This is a genomic window from Enterovibrio coralii, assembly GCF_001559595.1.
GTDB classification, from domain to species: Bacteria; Pseudomonadota; Gammaproteobacteria; order Enterobacterales; family Vibrionaceae; genus Enterovibrio; species Enterovibrio coralii.
Window position 1 is genome coordinate 147,743 of sequence record NZ_LNTY01000058.1, and the last position, 24,431, is coordinate 172,173.

The following is a 24,431-nucleotide window of genomic DNA, read 5'->3' on the forward strand; positions in this document are numbered from 1 at the left end:
GCACGTATTGATGATGTGTATACTAATCGAACTGATAAACGTTCTCATTATTATTGTGGTTTGAAGGGCAAGGATATGAAAAAAATGCTGTCAGCTTCAGCGCTGGTGCTAGGAGTTATGGGTGCGGGTGTAGCGAATGCTGCTGAAGAAGTAAATGTTTACTCTTACCGTCAACCATTCCTGATTGAACCAATGCTGAACGAGTTCACCAAGGAAACTGGTATCAAAGTAAACGTAAAGTTTGCTAAGAAAGGCATGGCTGAGAAAGTTGAGCAAGAAGGCGAATACAGCCCAGCTGATGTCCTGCTGACCGTAGACATTTCACGTCTGATGGAACTGGTCAACAAAGACCTGGTTCAATCTGTTGATAGCGAAACCATTGAAGAGAACGTACCTTCACAATACCGTGACAGCGATGACCGTTGGTTTGCACTGACTACCCGTTCACGTGCTGTTTACTCATCTCGCGACCGCGTTGGTAAGCTGGGTGAAGATTTTGACTACATGGATCTGGCTAAGCCTGAATTCAAAGGAAAAATCTGTACTCGCTCTGGTAAACACCCATACAATGTGTCACTGGTTTCAGCAATCATCGCAAACCACGGTGAAGCAGAAGCAAAAGAGTGGCTGGAAGGCGTGAAAGCGAACCTAGCACGTAAACCACAAGGCAATGACCGTGGCCAAGTTAAGGCAATATCGGAAGGTCTGTGTGACGTGTCTCTGGGCAACAGCTACTACTTGGGTAAAATGCTGGCAGACAAAGAGCAGCAAGCTTGGGCTGACAGTGTATACCTGAACTACCCTGGTCAAAATGCTGATGGTACTCACGTAAACATCAGTGGTATGGCGATGGCGAAATACGCGCCAAACAAAGAAAACGCACAAAAACTGATGGAGTTTTTGACGTCAGATAAAGCACAGCAGATGTATGCTGAAGTGAACTTCGAAGAGCCAGTGAAACCAGGCGTAGCACGCTCTGAGCTGGTGGCATCTTGGGGTGAATACACTGCAGATGAACTGCCTCTGGAAACCATTGCAGAGAACCACGCGAAAGCCGTGAAACTTCTAGACGAAGTGAAATTCGACCTGTAATGGTAAAAGAGAAGGGGGATATATATCCCCCTTTTTTGTGATTCTGACGCCATGATGTAGTAGGCAATGTTAGAACAAAACCGTTTTTTAAAAACCAGTAGTTGGGTATTTTCCTTGCTGCTGGTTTTGCCGATTTTGGCGATCTTCTATACCGCACTCGGTGATTCGGATGATGTCTTTGGGCATTTGATGGCCACCGTGATGGGAACGTACACCTTAAATACAGCACTTCTCGTTGTGGGCACCGTCTTTCTAGCCTTGGTTATGGGGATTCCGTCGGCTTGGCTAATGGCGCGATATACCTTGCCGGGTGACCGTTGGCTGCAATGGGCTTTAGTATTGCCGTTAGCTATGCCAGGCTATATTGTTGGTTATATCTATACCGACTGGTTCGATTTTGCTGGCCCTATTCAAATCCTGCTTCGAGACCTCACCGGCTGGACGTCTGCCGCGCAATACTGGTTCCCTGATCTCCGAACCCTGCCAGGTGCTTGCTTTGTCTTGGCACTCGTTCTTTACCCCTACGTTTATCTCCTTGCTCGCGCGTCCTTTATGGAGCAGAGCACAACGCTGACGCAATCTGCCCGTCTGTTGGGCTGCTCTCCAATGCAGGCGTTTTGGCGCGTGTCTTTGCCCCTTGCGCGTCCGGCTATTGCGGTAGGTGCATCGCTGGTGGCGATGGAAGCGTTGGGTGACTTTGGCACGGTGAGTTACTTTGCAGTGAGTACTTTGACCACAGCTGTGTATGACACTTGGCTTGGCTATTCAAACCTCAATGCGGCAGCGAAGATTTCCGCCATCATGTTGATGGTGATATTCCTTTTGATCAGCAGTGAGCGATACAGTCGTCGTAAGCAAAAGCTCTTCAGCCAGAATGCAGCGGCAGACAAAGTCACCAAGCTGGAGCTGCGTGGTAAAGCGAAGTGGCTCGCCGCCATCTGGTGTTGGGGCTTGTTTGTAATTGCCTTTGCGGCACCGCTTGGACAGCTTCTGATTTATGCATGGGGCTATCACTCCGATAGTTCAATTACAGACTTTGCCCAGTACAGCTTTAACAGCTTGTATGTGTCTGCCATTGCCGCTGTGGTAGCCGTGCTTGTGGCGATGCTGGTGAATTTCTACCGTCGAAACATTGGTTCGGCGGCAAGTAATGTACCGCTTCGTATGGCATCGCTTGGCTACGCGGTACCGGGAACTGTACTTGCGATTGGCGTGCTGATTTTCCTGACCAGTGCAGACCATCTGATCAACGATGTCGCCAAAGAAATGGGCTGGGGACGTCCGGGACTTATCTTCTCTGGCACCATGTTCGCGATGCTGACCGCGTTTGTTGTTCGTTTCAGTGCGGTTGCGATTGGCAGTATCGAATCTAGCCTAGCGAAAGTGTCTCCGTCGCTGGATATGGCCGCGCGCACGATGGGGTGCAACGTGAAAGACATGATCAAACGTGTTCAGTTGCCGCTTATCCGCCGTGGTTGTTTGATTGCCATGCTGCTGGTGTTTATCGAGTCGATGAAAGAGCTGAATGCCGCGCTTTTGCTACGCCCATTTAACTTTGAAACGCTGGCGACCTACGTATTTAACTACGCATCGGACGAACACCTTGAGTATGCCGCTATGCCTGCAGTATTGTTGGTGCTGGTTGGATTGATCCCCCTTATCTTGATTAACCGTTCTTTGGAGCAAAGCCACTCATGAGTGATGCGCTAACCGTTAGCAACCTGATTTGTCGTTACAACGGCCAGGCCGTGCTCAATGATCTGACCTTCAACGTTGAGAAAGGCGAAATTGTTTGCCTGCTTGGCGCCAGTGGCTGCGGTAAAACGACCTTGCTTAAAGCGATTGCAGGCTTGCTGCCACTCGATGGTGGAAAGATGACAATCAACGGTCGCACGATCGTTGACGGCAAAATGAATGTGCCGCCAGAGCAACGCAACATCGGGATGATTTTCCAAGATTACGCCTTGTTCCCGCACCTCACCGTAGCCGAGAACGTGTCTTTTGGTCTGAAAGGTAAAGACAAGGCTGCCGTTAGCCAGCGCGTGAAAGATATGTTGGCATTAGTAAAACTTGATGGTTTGGAAGCGCGTTATCCGCACCAACTGTCTGGTGGCCAGCAGCAACGTGTGGCGATCGCACGTGCGCTTGCGGGGGAGCCTGACTTGCTGTTGTTGGACGAGCCGTTTTCGAACATCGATACCCAAGTGCGCCACAGTCTGATCAAAGAAATCCGCAAGATTTTCAAAGAACAGGGCGTGACCGCCATTTTCGTAACCCACAGCCGTGAAGAAGCGTTTGCCTTTGCCGATAAGCTCGCCGTCATGAACCAAGGTGTGATTGAGCAATATGGTGATGCGACAGAGCTTTACTACAAGCCAAGCAGCCGCTTTGTGGCTGACTTCTTAGGGCATGGCTCGTATGTGCCAGCCAAGCTTAATGGCGACAAGCAGATGCATACGCCGCTCGGTGATTGGTCTGTTGAGCATGTATCTGATGGCAGCCCGCTGGAGTGGCTGATCCGCCCACAAAACCTCACTATCTTGCCGGATGAGTCAGGCAATGGCACTGTCTCTGATGTGCAGTTTATGGGGGATAGCTGTCGCTACCTGGTGGATGTGAATGGCCAAAGCTTGATGGTGTATTCAAACCAGCTTCTGGGCATGGGCGATAAAGTGAAGTTAGATATTCGTCCTCACGAACCGATTTTGTTTAAAGCGCAGTGATTGGCGTGAAGGAAAGAAAAAACCGGCGAATTCGCCGGTTTTTTTATGGAAGTTACTTTCCGCAAAGCATGTCGATGTAACCCTTCGCTTGCTCAGACAGAGCATCCTTGTCCGGCTGCTGGTGAGCTTGAAGGTAAAGGATGTAACAGATGCCATCGAACATACGTGCCAATTCAATCGGCGTATGTGCGCCATTTACAACAGAACTTGCTTCGAAAAGGCGTGAAATACGGTTGAGCAATTCGTTGCGTCCACTGACATAGTTTGGCCAGATGTCTTCACGGATGGAGGTACTCCATTCATACCAGACTTTCAGCCATTCTTTGTCATCCAGTGCTGCATCAATCAGTGCATCTGAAATGCGAAGCAGCGATGTGTGAACATCTTTGTCGTCACGGATGTTGTTGAGAATAAGCGATTTGAATGCAGCCTCAGCTTCGCTAAGTACCACATCGACAAGCTCTTCTCTTGTTGGAAAGTAGTTGAAAACCGTTGCCACAGAGACATGTGCCATGTCGGCGATATCTGCGTGACCTGCTCGCCCAATACCGCGCTTGGAAAAGACTTCCATCGCGAATTTGAGCAACTGCTCTTTGCGCTGTTGTGGTGACAGCCTTGTACGTGTGCGTCCACTTGAAGTAGCCATAATTGTTCCTGCCAACTTTTATTTAGAAATACCTATTTGATGCATTTCACAGTTTTTATTTGGTGTAACTCTTTGATATACAACTGCACAGAAAGCGTACAACAGCAACAAGTTGCAGTTCAATGTTTAACCAAGTTTTAAGTGACGAAATTTTGACATCTATCGAGAGTAGGATCGGGCACAGTGCGGTGATAGAATGTGCGACTTCATTTACACAGGTAGTCAGACGGGATATCCGTCGAGGTTTAGAATGAAACATACCGTAGAAGTGATGATTTCAGAGCAGGAAGTCCAAGAGCGTATTAAGACCTTGGGTGCTGAAATCACTGAGCACTATAAAGGCTCCAATGACTTGGTCATGATTGGCTTGCTGCGTGGCTCTTTCGTATTTATGGCCGACTTGGCTCGTGCGATTGAACTGCCGCATTCGGTGGATTTCATGACAGCTTCTAGCTATGGCAATGCCATGGAGAGCAGCCGTGATGTTCGCATCCTGAAAGATCTGGATGATGACATCAAAGGTAAAGACGTATTGCTGGTTGAAGACATCATCGACACTGGCAACACGCTGGCGAAAGTGCGTGAGATCCTGTCTCTGCGTGAGCCAAACTCAATCCGTATTTGTACGCTGCTGGATAAACCTGAGCGTCGTGAAGTTGAAGTGCCAGTTGATTGGTATGGCTTCAAAATCCCGGACGAGTTCGTTGTTGGCGTGGGCATCGACTACGCACAAAAATACCGCCACCTGCCTTACATCGGTAAAGTGGTGCCACTGGAAGGTTAATCTTCTGAGTGAAAAAAAAGCGACCTTGAAGGTCGCTTTTTTTGTGTCTGTCTTCGACTATTCGTGAGGCACCAATTCAGCCATTGCGGCTTCATAGCCTGCTTCCAAAGCCTGCGTACTGTTGGCGGTCATGCCGAGATCTTTTAGTACACCATCGCTGATGTCATAAAACCAACCGTGGATCTTAATATCCTGACCACGCTCCCATGCAGAACGAAGAATGGTTGAGCTACCCAAGTTATAAACCTGTTCAGCGACGTTGATTTCACAAAGACGGTTGCCTTGCTCCTCAAGACTGAGAGAGCTCAAGTAAGGTTTGTGCTTGCGATAGAGGTCGCGAATATGAAGGAGCCAGTTGTTGATAAGACCCAGTTCTGGGTTTTCGATAGCAGCGTGAACGCCACCGCAGCGGTAATGACCACAAATGATGATGTGTTTTACCTGAAGAACATCAACGGCATATTGAACCACGGAGAGGCAATTAAGGTCGGTGTGGATCACCTGATTTGCCACGTTGCGGTGTACGAAGAGCTCGCCTGAAATAAGGCCAGTCAGTCGCTCGGCGGGAACGCGACTATCGGCACAGCCAATCCACAAATACTCGGGATGCTGCGATTTTGCTAGCTCCGCAAAGTAGGCGGGATTGTCTTCCTTAATGGATTTAGACCACTTTTGATTATTCGCGAGTAGCTGTTTAATTTGTGCCATAGCACCTCCCCAAATCTAGCCGCGGGACAATATACACCACAAAAGATCATAATTAGATACAATTTAACACTTTCTACTCAGTATATTAGCTCATCCTACCAGCTATAAGATTGGTATAACTGACCCTTAGTACCTTTCATTCTCGGTATAATGGCGACGAATTCCGGTAAAAATCGGAAAAGGAAGATATAAAAGGGAGTAGTTTGTGCAGTTTGAACGATTCAAACAATGGAGCCTTAAAGGGGATCTTTTTGGCGGTGTGACTACCGCAATCATCTCATTACCTCTCGCGCTCGCCTTTGGCGTGGCATCCGGTGCAGGAGCAGAAGCCGGATTATGGGGTGCCATTCTCGTTGGTTTGTTTGCTGCTTTATTTGGTGGCTCATCAACCCTGATTTCAGAGCCGACAGGCCCAATGACGGTCATCATGACCGCCGTTCTTACCTCCATGATGGCGCGTTACCCGGAAACGGGCATGGCAATGGGCTTCACCGTCGTCATGATGGCAGGTGCATTCCAAATCTTACTTGGTACGTTAAAGCTAGGTAAGTACGTCACCTTGATGCCATACAGTGTTATCTCAGGCTTTATGTCTGGGATAGGTGTCATCCTCATCTTGTTGCAACTAAGCCCGCTTCTGGGTCAACCCGCCCCTCCTGGCGGTGTATTGGGCACCTTACAAGCATTGCCAGAGACACTGGCAAACATCAGCTTTAGAGAGCTGCTGCTTGGTGCGTTGACGCTAGGTATCCTGTTTTACTTCCCAAAAAAATATCGCAAATACGTCCCAGCGCAGTTGGTGGCCTTGGTGCTAGTGACTTTGCTGTCTGTGATTCTTTTCGATACCGAAAGCATTCGACGCATCGGCGAAATCCCAACGGGACTGCCATCGATTGTTTTCCCGACATTTACGCCAGAGCTCTTCTCAACCATGCTTGTCGATGCGCTGGTGCTGGGCACACTGGGTTGTATTGATACCTTGTTGACCGCCGTCATCGCTGACTCCCTTCGTCGTGAAGAGCATAACTCGGACAAAGAGTTACGCGGTCAAGGTATTGCCAACATGATTTCAGGCCTGTTTGGTGCGCTGCCAGGGGCGGGGGCCACCATGGGGACTGTAGTCAACATTCAAGTTGGAGCGCGTTCGCCAGTGGCGGGTATCGTTCGCGCGCTTATCCTTGCAATCGTGGTGCTGGTGGCGGGCTTTTTGACCGAACCTATCCCGATGGCCGTATTGGCGGGTATTGCGCTTTATGTGGGTATCAACATTCTGGACTGGAGTTTCCTTCAGCGCGCCCACAAGGTCAGCCTTCACCAGACCGCCATTATGTATGGTGTGATGACACTGACGGTTTTCGTGGACCTTATTGTTGCCGTCGGCCTTGGGGTGTTCATTTCCAACATTGTTATCATCGAACGTCTCAGCCGCGAACAAGCGAAGCAGGTTAAAGCCATCAGTGATGCCTATGACGATGATGTGCCTTTGACGGAAGAAGAGCGCGAATTACTGGACAGCTCTGAAGGAAAGGTATTGTTTTTCTACCTGTCAGGCCCGATGATCTTCAGCGTATCGAAAGCTATCGCGCGTCAGCACACGCGCATTGGCGACTACCGCGTTATGATTCTCGACTTAAGTGACGTTCCTCTGATTGATATGACAGTGGGACTGGCACTGGAGAACGCCATTGCTGATGCCAGAGATTCAAACTGTACCGTGTTCCTGTTGAGCCCTCATCAACAGACACAAGAGCAGTTGGACCGCCTCCATGTGGGCGATTGGATTAGCGAGGCGCACATGTTTGATTCTCGTCATGACGCACTTTATGCCGCGAAGCGGTTGACGGAAGTGATGCCTTAAAACAACAGCGAGACTTATGAAAGCAATCGAAATTGACAATCTGGTCAAGGTGTATGGCAAAGATGTCAAAGCACTGAAAGGTGTGTCGCTATCGGTTCAGCAGGGCGATTTTTATGCCCTGCTTGGCCCGAATGGTGCCGGTAAATCCACCACCATCGGTATCATCAGCTCTTTGGTCAACAAGACCTCAGGCTCGGTGAAAATCTTTGCTATGACATCGACACCCACTTGGTCGATGCAAAACGCCAACTTGGTTTGGTGCCGCAGGAATTCAACTTCAACCAGTACGAGAAGGTTGAGCAAATCGTGGTAAACCAAGCGGGTTACTACGGTGTTGAACGCGCTGAAGCCAAAGTACGCGCCAAGAAATACCTGACCATGCTTGACCTTTGGGAAAAGCGAGATGAGCCAGCACGCGCGCTCTCAGGCGGTATGAAGCGCCGTTTGATGATTGCCCGCGCACTGATGCACGAGCCTAAGCTACTTATCCTCGATGAGCCAACGGCAGGTGTGGATATCGAGCTTCGCCGCTCAATGTGGTCTTTCCTTCGCGAAATCAATCAGCAAGGGATCACCATTATTCTGACCACACACTACCTTGAAGAAGCGGAAATGCTGTGCCGTAACATCGGTATCATCAACCGTGGTGAGCTTATCGAGAACACCTCGATGAAAGCTTTGCTGCAAAAGCTCGATGTGGAAACCTTTGTCCTTGACTTGGCCCCTAACAGCAAAGTCAGTGCGCTGGATGGAGTGACGTGGCAGCAAGTGGATGACCACACACTAGAGGTGGAAGTGCATAAATCAGTAGGGCTTAACACGGTATTCAGCCAGCTGTCTGAGCAAAACATTCAGGTGTTGTCGATGCGTAACAAAGCCAACCGTCTTGAAGAGCTGTTCGTGACCTTGGTGCGTGAAAACGCGGAGGTGGTTGTATGAACAAACTCTATTGGGTCGCTTTTAAAAGCCTGCTGATCAAAGAGATCTCGCGCTTTGCTCGTATTTGGGTGCAAACCTTGGTGCCGCCAGCTATCACCATGACCTTGTATTTCATCATCTTCGGTAACCTGATAGGCAGCCGAATCGGTGAGATGGGCGGTTTCAGTTACATGGCCTACATCGTGCCGGGTCTTATCATGATGTCGGTGATCACCAATTCCTACTCGAATGTGGCGTCGTCCTTTTTCAGTGCCAAGATGCAGCGCAACATTGAAGAGCTGATGGTGGCACCTGTGCCGAATTACATCATCATTGCGGGCTATATTGGTGGTGGCGTGAGCGTGGTTTGGCAGTCGGTACGCTGGTTACGGGTGTGTCTTTGTTCTTCGTCGACCTGCACATTGCCCACTTGGGCGTGATTGTGGCGACCGTGTTCTTAACCTCGGTTTTGTTTTCGCTGGGTGGCCTCATCAATGCCGTGTATGCGCGCACGTTTGATGACATCAGCATCATTCCAACCTTCGTGCTAACGCCGTTAACCTATCTTGGTGGCGTGTTTTACTCACTCTCACTGCTGCCAGAGTTTTGGCAGGGCGTGTCTAAACTGAACCCGATTGTGTATATGGTGAATGCCTTCCGTTACGGCTTCCTTGGCGTGTCTGACGTAAGCATTGTGACATCCTTTTGTGTGCTGATTGCGTTTATCGCCGCGCTGTACACTGTGGCTTGGTACCTCATCTCTCGCGGGATTGGATTGCGCAGCTAATCGGTTAAGACAAAATAGAGCGATAAAAAAAACCGCCTTTCGGCGGTTTTTTTATTCTTCCTCTTCTTCCTCTTCCTCACTGGATGAGGGAGTAGGTGGTGTGATATCCACCGTGAGGTTGTCAATCAAACGCACCTGCCCAAGGAAGGCAGCGGCGAGCACAACGGCTTTCGTTGTTTGCTCTGTGATTGGCTGAAGCGTCAGTGCATCGCGGATAAAGATTTCATCCGGCTCAAGGCCTGCAGCACGCAGTTGGTCGTTACCGTCCAGTACCAGTTCGCTGTAGTCAGTACGACCACCGCGCATTTGACTGCTGATCCAACGCAGTGTTTTAGACAGCACTGGCGCGCGTTGACGCTCGTCGACCGTCAAGCGGGTATTGCGGCTGCTCATGGCGAGGCCATCCATTTCACGAACGGTTGCCACAGGCATGATGTCAATCGGCAGACAAAGGTCTGCAACCAGCTTGTTGATCACCGCCAGTTGTTGGAAGTCTTTTTCGCCAAAGCACGCGACATCAGGCTGAACCATGTTGAACAGCTTACTGACCACGGTCGCGACACCTTTGAAGTGACCCGGACGTGAGCTGCCTTCAAGGATGGTAGACAAGCCAGGTACGTCCACAAATGTGTGCTGGTCCATACCGTTTGGATACATCACTTCAACGCTTGGCGTGAAGACAATCTCAACGCCTTCTGCGTTAAGTTTGCTTAGATCTTCATCCATCGTGCGTGGATAAGAAGCGAGATCGTCCGCTTTTTCAAACTGCATTGGGTTCACGAAAATGCTCACGACAACCACATCAGCGGCTTCACGAGCTTTGCGAACCAAGGTCAAATGACCATCGTGTAAGTGTCCCATGGTAGGGACAAAAGCAATACGCTGCCCTTCTCGACGCCATTGAAGGATCTGTTCACGGAGTGGGGCAATATCAGCGATCACTTGCATATCTTCAGCATTCCTTAATTAAACGTCTGCTCTGGGCCAGGAAACTCGCCAGTTGCAACTTCGTCGATATAGCGAGAAACAGCCAGGCGCATGTCGCCGGTTTCTGCCAGGTAGTTCTTTGAAAAGCGTGGAATGTAGTTGGCGGAAATCCCGAACATGTCGTGCATGACCAGAATTTGCCCGTCAGTGGCATTACCCGCACCAATACCAATAACAGGTACGCGTACTGCGTCTGTAATTCTGGCTGCCAGTGCTTTAGGAACACATTCTAACAAGATGATTTGCGCGCCAGCTTTTTCTAATGCAAGCGCATCTTGCACCATCTGCTCGGCTTTTTCTTCTTCGCGGCCCTGAATTTTGAATCCACCGAAAATATTTATCGACTGGGGTGTCAGGCCCAAATGCGCACACACAGGTACTGCACGTTGAGTCAGCTTGGTCACTGTCTCGGCGAGCCATGCTCCACCTTCAAGTTTGACCATATTGGCACCCGCTTTCATCAAGATTGCGGCGTTCTCACAGGCTTGTTCAGGGGTAGCGAACGACATGAATGGCATGTCTGCCATCAGCAGACAGTTTGGACTGCCCGCACGTACGCTGCGCGTGTGGTAGGCGATTTCTTCAACCGAGACAGAGAGCGTGTCGCTCTTGCCTTGAAGCACCATACCGAGGGAATCACCGACCAAAAGAAGCGGCATTTCCTGTTCTTCGAAGAGTTGGGCAAAACTGGCATCATAAGCAGTTGCCGAGGCAAATTTACGTCCTTCTTGCTTCCATGCCATTAAGGTATTAATCGTAATTTTTTTCATCTTGTCTCCCAAACCCTGCTTGCTTCGTAGTTCTAACCTTGGCTGTTGCACTAGGCGATCGCGGTTAAACCGTTTTTATCCGTTACGGCAACCAGTTCAGCCACAGTGCTGCCATCAGGCAAGTGCAAGTCAGGGGCGATTTCGGCGAGAGGGTAAAGCACGAATTCACGTACTTTCATCCCGTAGTGCGGAACGGTTAACCGTTCGCTTTCCAGTTGGAAATCTCCAAAGAGGAGAATATCCAAATCCAGGGTTCTTGGGCCCCAGCGCTCATCTTTGCGCTCCCGTCCAAACTCAAGCTCGATACGCTGAGTTTGGTCTAGAAGATCTAACGGATTCAACGCAGTGTCAATGGCGGCAACCGCATTGACATAGTCTGGTTGGTCCGCAGGGCCCATCGGCTTACTGCTGTATAACGACGAGCAACTGATAAAGGTGGAGTCCGGTAGGCGTTTTAATGCGTCGATGGCATTGGTCGCTTTTTCTACCGGATTCCCCAAGTTACTGCCGATTGCAATGTAAGCGCGGATCATGATTCTTGTTTCGGCTGCGGCTTCTTGCGGCGAGGTTTGCTCTTGCGGCGGCGCACTTTCTTGTTGTTGCTGGCCTTGTTCAGAACCTGCACCATATTGTGTCGTGCATCGCGCTCGGCTTTTTGGAAGGAATCCCACCACTTCGCCAGTTCTTTCAACTGACCACCTTCAACCTGACCACGCATTTCTAGGAAATCGAACGCGGCGCGGAATTTAGGCTGCTCCAGCAGTTTGTATGCGCGGTTACCCGAACGACGGCTCAGACGCAGTTGCAGTTGCCAAATATCGCGGATCATTGCGGTGAAGCGACGCGGGATAGCGATCGATTTCACTTGCTCGTCCAGAATATCGTTAGCCGCTACCATGAAGGCATCGTAGTAGCTCAGACCACTTTCAAACGCGATTTCTTCAGCGCGTGTTTCCAGTGGGTACCACAGCATTGCTGCATACATAAAGGCTGGGTTGATGCGTTGGTCGTTGGCAACACGCTCATCGGTGGAGCGCAGAACCAGCTCAAGCATCTGCTCACACTTGCTGTTGCGATCTTCAGTGAAGTGTTCTTCGAGGATCGGGAACAGCGGTGCAAACAGGTTGTAGTCTCGCAGCATCTGGTAGGTCGCCAGACCATCACCAGATTGCAGCAGTTTCAGGCTTTCTTCAAAAAGACGTGCTGCCGGAATATCACGAAGCAAGTGTGCCAAGCCCGGAATCGGGGCAGCGGTTGCTTCATTGATTCTCATGTCGAGTTTCGCGGCAAAGCGAACGGCGCGCAGCATACGCACTGGGTCTTCACGGTAACGGGTTTCAGGATCGCCAATCAGACGGATCACGCCGTTTTCCAGATCCTCCATGCCGCCAGCATAGTCACGTACAGAGAAGTCATCGATGTTGTAGTAAAGCGCGTTAACGGTGAAGTCACGACGCTCAGCATCTTCATCAATGGTGCCGTATACATTGTCGCGCAGCAGCATGCCGTCATTTGACTGACTGGCAAACTTCGCGCCTTTCTCACCACCGTGGTGACCACGGAAGGTCGCAACTTCAATCACGTCACGGCCGAATAGGATGTGTGCCAGACGGAAACGGCGGCCAACCAGGCGGCAGTTTCTAAACAATTTACGCACATCTTCCGGCGTCGCATTGGTTGCGATATCGAAATCTTTTGGCTGTTTATTAAGCAGCAAATCACGCACACCACCACCAACGAGGTATGCTTCGTAGCCAGCCTTATTCAGGCGATAGAGCACTTTCAGCGCATTTTCGCTGATATCTTTTCTTGATATACCGTGCTCTTGGCGAGGGATAACTTCTAGCTTCAGGTCATTGATGTCGCGTGTTTTATTGTCGCGATTCAATACCTTACGGCAAAAGCTGGTAACTCGATTAAAGATAACTCACCTCGTATCTGACAGGTCGGGCCATAAAAAAGACGGCATATGATATATCACGCAGCGTCCTTTTAGAAAGCGGTTATAACTTCCGTCTCTGAGGGCAGCTTGCTGCATTGCCAGTTTTCAACGCCCCAAGCGAGCAATGTTTCTACTGGCGCGCCCTGCATTTCTTTCGGCACTGGGTGGCCTAAAAACGCCAGTGCAGCCTCCAAAGCGGGGCCCGGATTATTGTTATCAATGGCGGGCGCATGGTTTTGCTTAGAAAGCTTATTACCGTCAGCGTTGAGCGCAAGTGGCAAATGCAAATAACTCACCGGTGCCTGACCCAGCTTCTCGTACAAAGAAACCTGTCTGCCGGTGGGTTCAATCAAATCTGCACCACGAACAACCTGAGTAACACCCTGATAGATATCATCTAACACGACCGCAAGGTTGTAGCGAACAGGCCATCCCTGCGTTTAATGATGAAGTCTTCACTGGCCATTGGTAGGTCTAATTTTATCAGGCCGTGTTTAATATCGGTAAATTCTACGATCGGATTGTCAATTTTGACACGTACGGCGGAGCCTTCGCTGTCGAGTTGACGATGACGACAGGTGCCAGGGTAAAAGCCACCAGCGTCTTTAATTTGGCGGCGCGTGCACTGGCAATAGTAAGCTTCACCTTGCTCTAGCCAAGCTTCTATTTGCGCTTGATAGGCATCGTGACGCGTATGTTGATAGAGGACACCACCATCCCAATGCAGGCTGTAAGCCTCAAGCGTGCGTAGAATTGCATCGGCGGATCCTGCCACTTCACGCGGTGGATCGATGTCTTCGATACGTACCAACCATGTCCCTTTGTTTGCCCGTGCTTGCAGATAGCTACCAAGCGCAGCAACCAAAGACCCGAAATGCAATGGGCCCGAAGGGGAAGGGGCAAAACGTCCGACGTATTGCATGTATTTCTTGCCTGTTTAAAAAGGAAAAAGGGAGCGTATGCTCCCTTTTTGCCATGAATCTCGATAAAGCGGAAGGCTTAGCCAGCCATTTGCTTCTCTTTGATTTCTGCAAGCGTTTTACAGTCGATGCACAGATCAGCTGTTGGGCGCGCTTCCAGACGGCGAACACCGATTTCAACGCCACAAGAGTCACAAAAACCAAAATCGTCTTCTTCTAAACGTTGGAGGGTTTTTGCGATCTTCTTGATCAGTTTGCGCTCGCGATCGCGGTTACGAAGTTCTAGGCTGAACTCTTCTTCTTGCGCCGCGCGATCAACTGGATCTGGGAAGTTTGCAGCTTCGTCCTGCATGTGGTGAACCGTACGATCAACTTCTTCTCTTAGCTGATCACGCCACGCTTGAAGGATTTTACGGAAATGATCAATTTGCTGATCATTCATGTATTCCTCGCCAGCTTTTTCCTGATAAGGTTCTAACCCGGCCATAGCCAGGATGCCCAGCGATTTTTTTACTTTGCTTTCTGGCATTAAGCGTTCTCCTAAATACACCCTGACCCGCTTGGTCAAAAGAGGGCGGTACATATAACAGAAACCCTATATCGAGGCAACGATTGTTTCTGCCTTACGTCATCCCAGTGTGAACATGTCTACATTTTTTCTCACAGGTGGGAAAACGGGACCCGATTTTTTATGCTCACACATGATGGTGATAGGTCCGCTTTGTAGCACAAAACTTCCACGCCGAGTGACTCAGCTTCAATAAGTAATTGATTATAGACCGCATCTATATGTTTTGCTGCGGAAACTATTTCAATACCAGAGTGAAGTACGGCAAATAACAGTACGGCACGTTTACCTTGTTGGGCCAATGTCCCTAATTCACGAAGGTGTTTTTGTCCTCGTGTTGTCACTGCATCGGGAAAGAATCCTTGTCCGTTTTCTCCGAGCAACGTGACGCTTTTCACTTCGATATAGCAATCGGCTTTATCGGGTGACTGCAGCAAGATATCAATGCGGCTTTTCTCTTCACCATAAGGCACTTCAGCACGAAGTGAAGCGTAATCGGCTAATTCTGCAATCACGCCCTCATTGATAGCTTCGATAACAAGACGGTTGGCCTGTACTGTGTTGACACAGATAAAATGACCGGCTTGTGTTTGCGTCAATTCCCAACTGTGTGGGTATTTTCGTTTGGCATTGTCTGATGTTGAAAACCACACCGTATCGCCTGGGGTAGCGCAGCCCGTCATTGCACCTGTATTGGCGCAGTGAATAGTTCGCTCTTCGCTATCGTTGCATTGAATGTCCGCAAGAAAGCGTTTGTAGCGTTTGATGAGACGAGCAGATTGTAGTGGCGGTGAAAAATCCATGGTTTTCCTTAAAGCGTGTTTGGGAATCTGTCAGCCCTGCAATGTCCAATGATTAAGGCAGGTATAGCGCACACCAGAACCTTCTTCTCGAGGCTCTGAGCATAAAGGCCAAAGCGCGAAACGTGCAATTGAACGGACAGCATCTGTTCTTGCGCCGAAGGCAGGGCTTTTCTCAGCAGTGAAATATGGGGTAAGTACTGATGTTCATCAGGCAATCCCAGCACGTCGCGGCGAATGGTTTGCACTTGGCGAGCCAATGTTAATAGTGAGGATGAGGGAGCGATGCCTAGCCAGCGTATCTCTGGTTTGTTGAAGTATCCCGTTTGGGTGGTTTGCAATTGAAACGATCGCGCTCGGATCGCATCCGCCGCATCACAACATTGACGATATTGCTCGGCACTCACATTCCCCAAAAACGCCAGCGTAAGGTGAAGATTATCATCAGGGATTGCGCGTCCCTCATGGCTTAGTGATGCTTTCAGCGCAATGATCTTCTCTCTACTTTTCGCGTTTACTGCGTCCTTCAAATCTACGGCGAAGAACAAACGCTGCGTTGCTGACATCAAATCCCTCTCCCTTATTGGCTGAGTCCTGCATTTTCAAATGGCTTGGGTATATACTTTGGCGGTTAATTCTGACACAAAGGTTTTTGATTTGTCACAGCTTCCCATCGACAGCGTCTTAGACAACGTTCTCTCCGCACTTCGTCACAATGCTCAAGTCATTTTAAAAGCACCGCCGGGCGCAGGTAAGTCAACCCGCCTTCCTTTGGTGTTGTTACAGAGAAACGTGTTCGAAGGACGCATCGTCTTGTTGGAGCCTCGCCGACTGGCTGCAAGAAACATTGCCAGATTTCTTGCGCAGCAGTTGGGGGAACCAGTGGGACACACTGTGGGCTTGCGTGTACGCGGTGAAACCCGTGTCAGTGATCGAACGCGAATTGAGATTGTCACCGAAGGCGTACTAACGCGCATGATCCAAACCGATCCTGAATTATCAGGGGTGGACTTAGTGATCTTCGATGAATTCCACGAGCGTAGCCTGCATGCCGATTTGGCTTTAGCACTCTCACTTGATGTACAAGCTGGTCTTAGAGACGATCTGACCCTGCTCATCATGTCTGCAACGCTGGATGATGGCGCACTGTCCGCGCTGTTGCCCGATGCGGAGGTCGTGACATCTGAAGGGCGAAGCTTCCCTGTTGAGGTTCGGTATCAGCCCATTGCCCGTCAATACGGCTATGAGTCTTTGGTGGCATCAGCGATTGCACAGTTGCTTGAAAAAGAACAAGGCTCAGCCCTTGTTTTCTTGCCTGGCGTGAGAGAAATACAGCGCACCGCCGAAGCCCTCGCTGACAAGGTATCGTCTGATGTGCTGATTTGCCCTTTGTATGGGCAGCTTTCTTCCAAAGAGCAACAAGAGGCGATATCGCCTGCGCCATCAGGTAAACGCAAAGTCGTGCTGGCCACAAACATCGCGGAAACCAGTTTGACCATCGAGGGGATTCGCTTGGTGGTGGACGCGGGCCTTGAACGTGTGGCGCGCTTTAATCGAAAAACCGGCATTACCAAATTGGACACCCTGCAGATTGCCAAATCCTCTGCCATCCAGCGCATGGGACGAGCAGGGCGTTTATCGGAAGGCGTTTGTTTGCGCCTTTACAGTGAAGAAACCTTCCAACGCATGCCTGCCGTGCCTGATCCTGAAATTCTCACCAGTGACTTGATGCAACTGGTGTTGGAGGTCATTCAATGGGGATGTGCACCCGAAGATTTGCAATGGCTTGACCAGCCGCCGACCCAGCATTGGCAACAAGCCTTGGCGGTTTTGCAACAATTGGGGTTGATTGATGATAAGGGGTCACTGACAGCATCAGGCAAACAGCTCAATCACCTCGGTGTAGAGGCGCGCCTTGGTGCCATGTTGCTGACTGCCAAGCAACTAGATGGCAACGCCTTGTCGACAGCCTGTTGGCTTGCCGCGTGGGCGGAAGAGCCGCTTCGCGGTAAAGTAGACAGCGACCTGAGGCTGCAACTGATGCAGTTAACGTCTCGCAAGGGAACTCATGCTCAGCGCGCTCAGCAGCTAGCAGAACGCGTAAAAGGGAAATTATCGTCTGAGATAGAGGCAGAGCTCTTGCCTGTGCTCGCTGCTGCAGCATGGCCCGATCGCATTGCTAAATCTCGCGGTGGTAATGGTCGCTTTTTATTGAGTAACGGACACGGAGCCCAGCTTGATACCGAACATCCTCTTTCTGCCGAAGACGCATTGATTGCGGTTGATTTAATGAGTATGGCGCAAGGGGATAGCCGTATCTTTACCGCGTGCCCTGCGGATCTTTCTGTCCTTCAAACCCAATTGCCTTCACTGTTTTCCGAGCAAGAATGGGTAGACTGGGATGAGCAAAAAGGGCGTTTGGTGGCAGAGACGCAAGTGCGCTGTGGCGAGATTGTGGTTTCTAGAAAACCCATCACTCAAATCAGTGACCAGATGCGGACACAAGCAGTCCTGCAACAGATAAAGCGCAAGGGCTTGGTGAGTTTACCATTGAACGCAAAAGCCGAAAGCCTGCTGACGCGTGCGCAATGTGCCATTGCGTGGGACTTGCCGTTAACCTTGCCGTTATTGGATGAAGAAGCCATGTTGGCAACGTTAGAGGAATGGCTTCTGCCATTTCTTGGTGGTGTTACATCAACAGCAGCGTTGAAAAAGGTGGATGTCTACAGTGCACTTGAGGCGTGGTTTGGGTGGGACACCACCAAAGAGCTTAATAGGCTCTTGCCCGAAACCTTTGAAGTGCCCACGGGGTCGAATTACAAAATCCGTTATCAGCCAGATGCCAAGCCTGCGCTGGCCGTAAAAATGCAGGAAATGTACGGTCAGGCGCAATCACCTGCTATTGCAGATGGCAAAGTGACGCTGGTGGTGGAGTTATTAAGCCCAGCTCAGCGGCCACTGCAAATCACTCAGGACTTGGCCGGCTTTTGGCAAGGTGCCTACAAAGAGGTGCAAAAAGAAATGAAGGGCCGTTATCCGAAGCATGTTTGGCCGGACGATCCTGCCAATCATCAGCCAACAAAATTAACAAAACGCCACTTTAAACCGGACGTTTAACAGCAAGATTCATGACAAAACAAACACCTAAAAAACGCCCTGCGGCCAAAAAGAAAAGCACCAAAGCCAAGAAGACGACATCACGTGGTTGGGGAAAAACGCTTTTCTCTCTGGGACTGAAACTCGCTCTGGTTGGGCTTGCGGCCCTCTTCATCCTAGGTATCTATCTGGATGGCAAAATCCGCGACCGCTTTGATGGTCAAATATGGCAGCTTCCCGCTGTCGTTTATGGCCGTATTCTGCACCTTGCGCCGGGTGAAGACGTCACCATCAGCGAGCTCAAGCGAGAACTGGACCTCCTTAATTACAACAAGGTTAGAACGCCGAGCCGTCCGGGAGAGTATTCCGCATCGTCCACCCGCGTCGAGCTTATCCGCCGCCCGTTTGAGTTTGAAGACGGCCCGCAGCCTTCCAAGCATGTCATGGTGACATTTAGCAGTGATGGCGTTGAGAGCATCAAGCAGCTTGATGATGGCAAGCAACGCGGTTATCTGCGTATCGAGCCTAAACTGCTGGGGATGATGGAATCCAACACCGACGAGCAGCGTCTGTTCTTGCCGCGAGAACGTTTCCCCGAGTTTTTGGTTGATGCCTTGCTGACCACCGAAGACCGCGATTTTTATCATCACGATGGCGTTTCTCCACTGGCGATAGCGCGTGCGTTGGTGGTGAACATCAAAGCGGGCAGAACCGTGCAAGGCGGCTCGACGCTGACGCAGCAGTTGGCGAAGAACCTCTTTCTGACCCGAGACCGTACCTTGTGGCGCAAAGTGCAAGAAGCCTATATCGCCATTATCTTGGATTACCGCTACAGCAAAGACCGTATTCTCGAAGCCTATCTAAATGAAGTGTATTTGGGGCAGGCGAAAGGGCAGGGGGTACATGGCTTCCCGCTTGGGGCGCGCTTGTACTTCGGCAGACCGATTGAAGAGCTTCGCATTGACCAGCTAGCCATGCTGGTGGGCATGGTGAAAGGACCGTCCTATTACAATCCTTGGCGCTATCCGGAACGTGCGCAGACGCGCCGTGACTTGGTGCTAAGAATGATGATGGAAAATGGCATCATCACGTCCAGCCAATATGCGCAAGCTGCGGCACGCGATCTGGATGTACAGAAATCACCGAGTCTAAACAGCCGCCAACCAGCGTATTTTGAGCAGTTAACAATGGAAATCCGTGAACGGGTTGGCAATCAGTTCGACCCAGAAAGCGGCCTTCGTGTGTTCACTACGCTAGATCCACTTTCTCAATCCCTGATTGAGAAGACTGTGGTAAAGAAAGTGGGTGAGCTGAAAAAGGTCGCAGGTAAAGAATTGGAAGCGGCGGCGGTTATTGCCGATCGTCAAAGCGGGGAAATTCGCGCCATGGTTGGCGGTAGTCGGCCAGGATATGCCGGGTTTAACCGTGCGCTGAACGGTCGACGTCAAATCGGCTCGTTGGCTAAACCGGCCGTTTACCTTGCTGCTTTGAGTGAGCCAAACAAATACAACCTCGGATCGCCACTGGAAGACAAACCTGTCGTGCTAAAAGGCGACAAGGGCAGTGAATGGCGTCCTCGCAACTACGACCGAAAATTCCGTGGTGAAGTGCCGCTGCTTCGCGCATTGGCAAACTCCTATAACATTCCAACTGTGAATCTGGGTTTGGCCCTGGGGTTAGACAAAGTCATTGATACCTTTGAAGAGCTTGGTGTCGACCCAGACCAAATCACGCGAGTACCGTCGTTGCTTCTTGGCGCGTTCACCTTAACGCCAATGGAAGTCACGCAAATGTACCAAACGCTGGGTAGTGGCGGTCGACAAGCGGAGCTGACGGCGTTGAGAGCCGTGGTGACCCGTGAGGGGCAAGTGCTTTACCGAAACTGGCCGAAGTCGAACCAGACCGTCCCTGAGCAGGCCAGTTGGTTAACCTTGTATGCAATGAAGCAAGCGGTAAAAGATGGCACGGCAAGATACCTGAATCCATCATTCGCATGGGCATCGATGGCAGGTAAGACGGGCACCACAGATAACAATCGCGATAGTTGGTACGTCGGTATCGATGGCAGGGAAGTGGTGACCATTTGGTTGGGACGTGATGATAACAAATCGACCAAACTGACAGGCTCTTCGGGTGCGCTTCGCGTTTACGCGGACTACATCAAAGCAAGACAACCTGAGCGTCTTATCTTAAGTTGGCCTTCGCAGTTAACCAGCGTGCCATATCGCGTTCACGACGGTCAGTTTGTCACAGATTGCGTTAGCGAAACGAAAATTCCGATGTGGGACCCAAGTGGCAGTTGGCGCAAGCGGTGTGAGAAATCTGATCCGATTGGTTGGTTCAGCGGCTTGTTTAACTGATAACGAGATAAAGAATGAAAAGAGAGGGCTTGATAGCGAAAGTTATCAGGCTCTTTTTTGTTGGTGAGTATGGGGATTTCAGATACGACAGATACGAAAAAGCCTCGTCAATGACGAGGCCTTCGTAGAGATGGTGCCGGCTACCGGAGTCGAACTGGTGACCTACTGATTACAAGTCAGTTGCTCTACCAACTGAGCTAAGCCGGCACACAAACCTTAGAAATGTCGCTTTTTCGTGTAAGCACCATTTCTCTAATATGGTGCCTCGAGGCGGAATCGAACCACCGACACGGGGATTTTCAATCCCCTGCTCTACCAACTGAGCTATCGAGGCGACGAGGTGCATTAAATAGCAGAACCGAGTTTCTGTCAAAATTAATTTGAGTCATTTTGGTTCGTTTGCTGCTTTTTTGTCTAGTTTGCTGTGAATGTAATCGGAATGGTGTTCTATTAATCAATTTCACAATTATGTGATTCTTGCCGCATTAGCAAAATCTTCAATTTCTTGTCTTCTCTAGATTAAAAAACCATCACCTAATATCTTTGTGGTTATTACTGCTTTCTAAAAGTGTTGGATCTGGGCGTATTTTTTCAATTCAAAAGCATTTGACTAAAAAACTGCCATTTTTCTCATTATTGCTACACTTACAGGTACATATATTCCTTTGGCGTAAGTCAATAGATATTGGAGCGAATTCTGCGATGGGATTCTCATTGGGAGAACAATTGGATATTACGCAGGTGATGGACATCAAGGATCGCCTGCAGGCCGAATTGGAGCAATCCGACAGCCTTCTAATCGATGGCAGTGAAGTCTCGCGAGTAGACGCGCCAGGATTGCAGTTATTACTCACTGCGAAAAACGTTTGTCAGAGCCAGTCCGTGACTTGGAAATGGCAGGGGGCTTCGAGTGATTTGGTAGCAGCAGCAAAAACGCTTGGGTTGGTTGAGCCTTTGGGCTTGAAAGATTTTGCTGATTAGTTTTTCACGTAGTTCAATCAAGGTGACAGTATGCGAAAAATACTAGCTGCAGATGATTCCGTTTCTATCCGTCAGATGGTGAGCCACACCCTGAAAGAAGCGGGTTATCAGGTTGAAACGGCGAATGATGGTGCAGAGGCATTGTCGAAAGCCAAAACGGGGCAGTACGACGTTATCATCTCAGATGTGAACATGCCGAACATGGATGGACTTGAGTTCGTTCGTCAGGTGCGTGCCGTTCCACAGTATAAATTCACGCCTATCCTGATGCTCACCACGGAAACCTCCGCGGAGAAAAAGAGCATGGGTAAATCAGCAGGCGCAACAGGTTGGATAGTCAAGCCGTTTAATCCAGATACGCTTCTCAAAACCCTGCAACGTGTTATTTAACGTTCAAGCAAGGAGATCACTATGGCTTTGGACATGGATCAACTGCGCAGGATTTTCTACGAGGAATGCCGTGAGAATTTAGAGATCCTAGAACGCGAACTGCTTGCCCTTGACCCTAATGGCGAGGCGGACCTTGATATCATCAACACGATATTTCGTGCCGCTCACTCTATCAAAGGCGGTGGCGCGACGTTTAACCTCAATGAAATCAGCCAGTTTACACATGTCATGGAGACACTGCTGGACGAAGCTAGGGAAGGCCAGCGACGTCTTGATGCTGAAACCATTGATCTTCTGCTTAAGGGCGGCGACTGCATCAATAGCATGTTAGTTGCTTACGAAACGGGTAGCGATTTTGATCATGGCCTTAGAGACGCGCTCACTGAAAAGCTGAACCAATTGCTCGATGGCGGTGAATCTGACAGTGCGACTTCGGGCACTGCTGATGATTCACCTGAAGACAACGTATCTGAGAGTAACGGGGATTGGTTAATCCATTTTATTCCTCATCGAGACATGTTCTTCTCGGGCAACGATCCTGTCCGCATTTTGAGGGAAGTCTTTGAGCTTGGTGTTCATTGCAACATCGAGTGCATTACTGATGCGCTTCCCTCAATGAGCGAGTTTGAGCCTGAGATGTGTTACCTCAGTTGGCGCATCACCATCGACGGTCAGGCTGACAAGGCGTCAATAGAAGAAATCTTTGAGTGGGTGGAAGACGAGTGTGACCTCCATATCTCTAAGACGGAATCGGAGAAACCTGAAGAGCCTGCCGCGCAAGCAACTGCTGAACCGGCCCCTGCGCCTGCTGCGTCAGCCGCAAACAGTCAGCCTAAGCCTTCTGGGGCAACGCCACGATCTCCCTCGAAGCAGACGCCGTCAAAAGCCGATGCAGTGTCATCTATTCGGGTTGAGATAGACAAAGTCGATAACCTCATCAACTTGGTGGGTGAGTTGGTTATCACGCAATCCATGCTGACAGAGCTCAGCCAGAACTTTTCCGAGAGTAAGCTGGAAAGCTTCAAGCCGGCCTTGATCAGTTGCTGCAAAACACCAAAGAGCTGCAAGAAAGCGTGCTGAACATTCGCATGCTACCGATCAGCTTCGCCTTCAACCGTTTCCCTCGATTGATTCGAGATTTGTCTTCTCAGCTTGGTAAAGCGGTCGAGTTGGTGATTGAAGGGGAGCACACGGAACTCGATAAAACCGTGTTAGAGAGAATCACAGACCCTCTTGTCCACTTGGTACGAAATGCTGTCGACCACGGCCTAGAATCGCCGGATGTTCGTGCGGAGAAAGGGAAGTCAGAAACTGGCCGCGTATCACTGACAGCCTATCACCAAGGCGGCTCTATTGTGATTGAGGTGCGCGATGATGGTGCGGGCCTCAACAAAGAAAGGGTATGGAAGAAAGCCCTTGAGAAAGGACTGCTCCACCACGAGACCGCGCTGGACGATCTCTCGGATCACCAAGTGTACAACCTGATCTTTGCACCTGGTTTTTCGACCGCAGAACAAGTGTCTGATGTCTCCGGTCGAGGCGTTGGCATGGATGTGGTGAAACGTAACATCGAAGATCTGGGTGGTCACATCGAGGTCGATTCCGAACCCAAAGTGGGTAGCGTATTTAGAATCAGCCTGCCACTGACACTCGCCATACTCGACGGACAGCTCGTGAAGCTGGCAGACCAAGTCTTCGTTGTACCGCTTATTTCAATCATTGAATCGATTCAAATCGAATCCGAGCGCGTCATTGTCGCCACTGGCGGTGTCGAGCTTTACAGATTACGAGACGAAAACATTCCAATCCTGAGGCTCAAAGAAGAATTTGGGCTAGGCGAAACTGGGGCGTTGGATAAACAACTGCTTTGTCTGGTGGAAGCGGGCGGCAACCGAATTGGTTTGTTGTTGGATGAAATGCTGGGCCAACAACAGGTTGTTATTAAAAGCCTCGAATCAAACTACACGCGCGTTAACGGTATTTCCGGCGCGACAATCCTTGGTGATGGCTCAGTGTCACTGATCCTCGACGTGCAAGGGCTGATGACAGGTTTCTTAAGCCGCGTAGGTGAAACCAACAATCATATAGCTGCGTAGGGGGA

Annotated in this window: 19 protein-coding genes, 2 tRNA genes and 4 pseudogenes; 13 read left to right on the forward strand and 12 right to left on the reverse strand. The window is 50.1% G+C overall.

What is annotated here, in order from left to right; genetic code table 11:
• Positions 1-75: 75 nt before the first annotated feature.
• The 3 genes from ATN88_RS22285 to ATN88_RS22295 all read left to right on the forward strand — a co-directional run bounded on the left by ATN88_RS22285 (position 76) and on the right by ATN88_RS22295 (position 3,815).
• Positions 76-1,092, forward strand: a complete 1,017-nt coding sequence (locus ATN88_RS22285) for a Fe(3+) ABC transporter substrate-binding protein (RefSeq protein WP_067419740.1) — start codon at positions 76-78, stop codon at positions 1,090-1,092.
• A gap of 66 nt (positions 1,093-1,158) precedes the next feature.
• Positions 1,159-2,790 (forward strand): ABC transporter permease, encoded by a 1,632-nt coding sequence (locus tag ATN88_RS22290; RefSeq protein ID WP_067419741.1) that lies wholly within the window; start codon positions 1,159-1,161, stop codon positions 2,788-2,790.
• Positions 2,787-3,815 (forward strand): ABC transporter ATP-binding protein, encoded by a 1,029-nt coding sequence (locus tag ATN88_RS22295; RefSeq protein WP_067419742.1) that lies wholly within the window; start codon positions 2,787-2,789, stop codon positions 3,813-3,815. The genes ATN88_RS22290 and ATN88_RS22295 overlap by 4 nt, the downstream gene beginning before the upstream one ends.
• Before the next feature lie 52 nt (positions 3,816-3,867).
• On the opposite strand, the gene ATN88_RS22300 is transcribed toward ATN88_RS22295, so the two are convergent.
• Positions 3,868-4,461, reverse strand: coding sequence for a TetR/AcrR family transcriptional regulator (locus ATN88_RS22300; protein WP_067419743.1), 594 nt, complete (start codon positions 4,459-4,461; stop codon positions 3,868-3,870).
• Positions 4,462-4,711: 250 nt separating this feature from the next.
• Here ATN88_RS22300 and hpt point away from each other — a divergent pair, with 250 nt between their 5' ends.
• Positions 4,712-5,245: a hypoxanthine phosphoribosyltransferase gene (gene hpt / locus ATN88_RS22305; RefSeq protein ID WP_067419744.1), complete on the forward strand. Its 534-nt coding sequence runs from the start codon at positions 4,712-4,714 to the stop codon at positions 5,243-5,245.
• A gap of 57 nt (positions 5,246-5,302) precedes the next feature.
• Here the strand turns inward: hpt and can are convergent, their stop codons facing one another.
• Positions 5,303-5,953, reverse strand: coding sequence for a carbonate dehydratase (gene can, locus ATN88_RS22310; protein WP_067419745.1), 651 nt, complete (start codon positions 5,951-5,953; stop codon positions 5,303-5,305).
• 205 nt (positions 5,954-6,158) lie between these two features.
• Between can and ATN88_RS22315 the strand changes: the two genes are divergently transcribed.
• The 4 genes and pseudogenes from ATN88_RS22315 (at position 6,159) to ATN88_RS22325 (ending at position 9,516) form a co-directional block, all read left to right on the forward strand.
• Positions 6,159-7,811, forward strand: coding sequence for a SulP family inorganic anion transporter (locus ATN88_RS22315; RefSeq protein ID WP_067419746.1), 1,653 nt, complete (start codon positions 6,159-6,161; stop codon positions 7,809-7,811).
• 16 nt (positions 7,812-7,827) lie between these two features.
• Positions 7,828-8,258, forward strand: a pseudogene (locus tag ATN88_RS28675) (ATP-binding cassette domain-containing protein); the annotation flags it as partial.
• A complete protein-coding gene (locus tag ATN88_RS28680) occupies positions 8,259-8,750 on the forward strand; it encodes an ATP-binding cassette domain-containing protein (protein ID WP_332308958.1) in 492 nt (163 codons plus the stop codon). It abuts the pseudogene before it with no gap.
• Positions 8,747-9,516, forward strand: a pseudogene (locus tag ATN88_RS22325) (ABC transporter permease). The gene ATN88_RS28680 and the pseudogene ATN88_RS22325 overlap by 4 nt, the downstream one beginning before the upstream one ends.
• Before the next feature lie 51 nt (positions 9,517-9,567).
• On the opposite strand, the gene panC reads toward ATN88_RS22325, so the two are convergent.
• From panC to thpR, 8 genes and pseudogenes are all read right to left on the reverse strand, one after another.
• Positions 9,568-10,464 carry a pantoate--beta-alanine ligase gene (gene panC, locus ATN88_RS22330; protein WP_067419747.1) on the reverse strand — a complete coding sequence of 299 codons (897 nt, stop codon included), beginning with the start codon at positions 10,462-10,464 and terminating at the stop codon, positions 9,568-9,570.
• 14 nt (positions 10,465-10,478) lie between these two features.
• Positions 10,479-11,273 (reverse strand): 3-methyl-2-oxobutanoate hydroxymethyltransferase, encoded by a 795-nt coding sequence (gene panB, locus ATN88_RS22335; protein WP_067419748.1) that lies wholly within the window; start codon positions 11,271-11,273, stop codon positions 10,479-10,481.
• 50 nt (positions 11,274-11,323) lie between these two features.
• Positions 11,324-11,806 (reverse strand): 2-amino-4-hydroxy-6-hydroxymethyldihydropteridine diphosphokinase, encoded by a 483-nt coding sequence (gene folK / locus ATN88_RS22340; protein ID WP_067419749.1) that lies wholly within the window; start codon positions 11,804-11,806, stop codon positions 11,324-11,326.
• Positions 11,803-13,197 (reverse strand): polynucleotide adenylyltransferase PcnB, encoded by a 1,395-nt coding sequence (gene pcnB / locus ATN88_RS22345; protein ID WP_083539559.1) that lies wholly within the window; start codon positions 13,195-13,197, stop codon positions 11,803-11,805. Before pcnB ends, folK begins: the two co-directional genes overlap by 4 nt.
• Before the next feature lie 68 nt (positions 13,198-13,265).
• Positions 13,266-14,137, reverse strand: a pseudogene (gluQRS, locus tag ATN88_RS22350) (tRNA glutamyl-Q(34) synthetase GluQRS).
• A gap of 77 nt (positions 14,138-14,214) precedes the next feature.
• Complete coding sequence (gene dksA, locus ATN88_RS22355; protein ID WP_067419751.1) at positions 14,215-14,664, reverse strand: RNA polymerase-binding protein DksA; 450 nt, start codon at positions 14,662-14,664, stop codon at positions 14,215-14,217.
• 131 nt (positions 14,665-14,795) lie between these two features.
• Positions 14,796-15,506 (reverse strand): DNA/RNA nuclease SfsA, encoded by a 711-nt coding sequence (sfsA, locus tag ATN88_RS22360; RefSeq protein WP_067419752.1) that lies wholly within the window; start codon positions 15,504-15,506, stop codon positions 14,796-14,798.
• Between the two features lie 8 nt (positions 15,507-15,514).
• The gene (gene thpR / locus ATN88_RS22365) at positions 15,515-16,069 is read right to left on the reverse strand and encodes an RNA 2',3'-cyclic phosphodiesterase (RefSeq protein ID WP_067419753.1); all 555 of its coding nucleotides are present in this window, start codon (positions 16,067-16,069) and stop codon (positions 15,515-15,517) included.
• Positions 16,070-16,160: 91 nt separating this feature from the next.
• Between thpR and hrpB the strand changes: the two genes are divergently transcribed.
• A complete protein-coding gene (hrpB, locus tag ATN88_RS22370) occupies positions 16,161-18,620 on the forward strand; it encodes an ATP-dependent helicase HrpB (protein ID WP_067419786.1) in 2,460 nt (819 codons plus the stop codon).
• 11 nt (positions 18,621-18,631) lie between these two features.
• Entirely contained in the window at positions 18,632-20,959 is a 2,328-nt protein-coding gene (mrcB, locus tag ATN88_RS22375; protein ID WP_067419754.1) for a penicillin-binding protein 1B, read from the forward strand.
• A 131-nt stretch (positions 20,960-21,090) separates the two neighbouring features.
• Here mrcB and ATN88_RS22380 read toward each other — a convergent pair.
• Both ATN88_RS22380 and ATN88_RS22385 read right to left on the reverse strand, forming a co-directional pair.
• Positions 21,091-21,166, reverse strand: a tRNA-Thr gene (locus ATN88_RS22380).
• A gap of 51 nt (positions 21,167-21,217) precedes the next feature.
• Positions 21,218-21,293: transfer RNA gene (locus ATN88_RS22385), tRNA-Phe, on the reverse strand.
• Positions 21,294-21,661: 368 nt separating this feature from the next.
• Here ATN88_RS22385 and ATN88_RS22390 point away from each other — a divergent pair.
• The 3 genes and pseudogenes from ATN88_RS22390 to ATN88_RS22400 all read left to right on the forward strand — a co-directional run bounded on the left by ATN88_RS22390 (position 21,662) and on the right by ATN88_RS22400 (position 24,426).
• Complete coding sequence (locus tag ATN88_RS22390; RefSeq protein ID WP_067419755.1) at positions 21,662-21,940, forward strand: STAS domain-containing protein; 279 nt, start codon at positions 21,662-21,664, stop codon at positions 21,938-21,940.
• Between the two features lie 30 nt (positions 21,941-21,970).
• Complete coding sequence (locus ATN88_RS22395) at positions 21,971-22,330, forward strand: response regulator (RefSeq protein ID WP_028023039.1); 360 nt, start codon at positions 21,971-21,973, stop codon at positions 22,328-22,330.
• A 21-nt stretch (positions 22,331-22,351) separates the two neighbouring features.
• Positions 22,352-24,426: pseudogene (locus ATN88_RS22400) on the forward strand (chemotaxis protein CheA).
• The last annotated feature ends 5 nt before the right edge of the window (positions 24,427-24,431 follow it).

Coding starts and splice junctions, on each gene's coding strand:
- ATN88_RS22285 (WP_067419740.1), top strand. CDS start 76: ATGAAAAAAATGCTGTCAGCTTCAGCGCTGGTGCTAGGAGTTATGGGT.
- ATN88_RS22290 (WP_067419741.1), top strand. CDS start 1,159: ATGTTAGAACAAAACCGTTTTTTAAAAACCAGTAGTTGGGTATTTTCC.
- ATN88_RS22295 (WP_067419742.1), top strand. CDS start 2,787: ATGAGTGATGCGCTAACCGTTAGCAACCTGATTTGTCGTTACAACGGC.
- ATN88_RS22300 (WP_067419743.1), bottom strand. CDS start 4,461: ATGGCTACTTCAAGTGGACGCACACGTACAAGGCTGTCACCACAACAG.
- hpt (WP_067419744.1), top strand. CDS start 4,712: ATGAAACATACCGTAGAAGTGATGATTTCAGAGCAGGAAGTCCAAGAG.
- can (WP_067419745.1), bottom strand. CDS start 5,953: ATGGCACAAATTAAACAGCTACTCGCGAATAATCAAAAGTGGTCTAAA.
- ATN88_RS28680 (WP_332308958.1), top strand. CDS start 8,259: ATGATTGCCCGCGCACTGATGCACGAGCCTAAGCTACTTATCCTCGAT.
- panC (WP_067419747.1), bottom strand. CDS start 10,464: ATGCAAGTGATCGCTGATATTGCCCCACTCCGTGAACAGATCCTTCAA.
- panB (WP_067419748.1), bottom strand. CDS start 11,273: ATGAAAAAAATTACGATTAATACCTTAATGGCATGGAAGCAAGAAGGA.
- folK (WP_067419749.1), bottom strand. CDS start 11,806: ATGATCCGCGCTTACATTGCAATCGGCAGTAACTTGGGGAATCCGGTA.
- dksA (WP_067419751.1), bottom strand. CDS start 14,664: ATGCCAGAAAGCAAAGTAAAAAAATCGCTGGGCATCCTGGCTATGGCC.
- sfsA (WP_067419752.1), bottom strand. CDS start 15,506: ATGGATTTTTCACCGCCACTACAATCTGCTCGTCTCATCAAACGCTAC.
- thpR (WP_067419753.1), bottom strand. CDS start 16,069: ATGTCAGCAACGCAGCGTTTGTTCTTCGCCGTAGATTTGAAGGACGCA.
- mrcB (WP_067419754.1), top strand. CDS start 18,632: ATGACAAAACAAACACCTAAAAAACGCCCTGCGGCCAAAAAGAAAAGC.
- ATN88_RS22390 (WP_067419755.1), top strand. CDS start 21,662: ATGGGATTCTCATTGGGAGAACAATTGGATATTACGCAGGTGATGGAC.
- ATN88_RS22395 (WP_028023039.1), top strand. CDS start 21,971: ATGCGAAAAATACTAGCTGCAGATGATTCCGTTTCTATCCGTCAGATG.